Source organism: Kosmotoga sp., assembly GCF_982836095.1.
This window is the reverse complement of sequence record NZ_CEYIHJ010000213.1, coordinates 1-964: the sequence shown is the minus strand read 5'-3', so window position 1 is coordinate 964 and position 964 is coordinate 1. Positions and strand designations below refer to the sequence as shown.

At 39.3% G+C, this 964-nt stretch carries 1 protein-coding gene and 1 pseudogene; both read left to right on the top strand.

Features of this window, described 5'->3' with window-relative positions; genetic code table 11:
• The first annotated feature begins 118 nt into the window (after positions 1-118).
• Positions 119-481: a carbohydrate ABC transporter permease gene (locus tag AC3LHT_RS10255; RefSeq protein WP_488662822.1), complete on the top strand. Its 363-nt coding sequence runs from the start codon at positions 119-121 to the stop codon at positions 479-481.
• A 4-nt stretch (positions 482-485) separates the two neighbouring features.
• Positions 486-964: pseudogene (locus AC3LHT_RS10250) on the top strand (hypothetical protein); the annotation flags it as partial.

The following is a 964-nucleotide window of genomic DNA, read 5'->3' as shown; positions in this document are numbered from 1 at the left end:
TAGTATTCAGCAATGTGACATTACGTGTATTTCTTGTAATTTGCGCTGCCGTATTTGCTCATATTAAATTATTGATCGTATTTTTCTATGATAAGTATCAGTCTTTGGCCTTTTTCTCATGCGTCAGTTCTTCTTAGGTATTCCCCGAGAACTTGAGGAAGCGGCAAAAATAGACGGTGCTTCCATATTCAGAACATATGCCAGGATAGTTCTACCGATCTCAAAGCCAGCTATTGCCGCTTTAGCCATTTACACTTTTGTAGGAACATGGAACGATTTTCTATGGCCTCTTCTTATGACGTCTGACAAGAACATGTACACCCTAACCGTTGGCCTTGACTTTTACAGGACAAGCTATTATACTTTCTGGCAATATATGATGGCTGCTTCTATCTTGATGACTATTCCCATGATAATAATCTTTCTGAGCTTTCAGAAGTACTTTGTTGAGAGCAGTATCTCAACGGGTTTGAAAGGTTGATTTTATGAGAGATTTCTATTTCTACGAAAGTGGAAGGAAGCTTTATTACTTTGGGCGTCTTAGCGGAAATAACGAACACATAGGATGGCACGTAACGGGAAAGATGGGGGGACTTTGGTTTGGTAATACGAGGATTCTTTCCTCTGTGAAGCTTTTAAAAAAAGGCGAGAATATTGTACCAAGTGGGTTCATCAATAAGCTTTATTACAGAACCCTTTATTATGGGAAAACAAGGTTGAATTTTCTTGCCCACCCCTTGGAGCAGCTCCTTGTTCTGTACTTGGAAAACGCTGAACCTGATCATGAACTTGCGCTTTATCTCGAGCAGACACCCACGATTCTAGGAGGTGGTGCTCATCGCATTAAATTGAAAATACTCAAGAGATTGCCACTAACGATCATTTCCATCTTATTAAACCATGGCAAGAGGATATTTATTACTGTTAAGAAAGTATTACGCAATTCCAAAAGTTCTGTTGTTGT

Coding starts and splice junctions, on each gene's coding strand:
- AC3LHT_RS10255 (WP_488662822.1), top strand. CDS start 119: ATGCGTCAGTTCTTCTTAGGTATTCCCCGAGAACTTGAGGAAGCGGCA.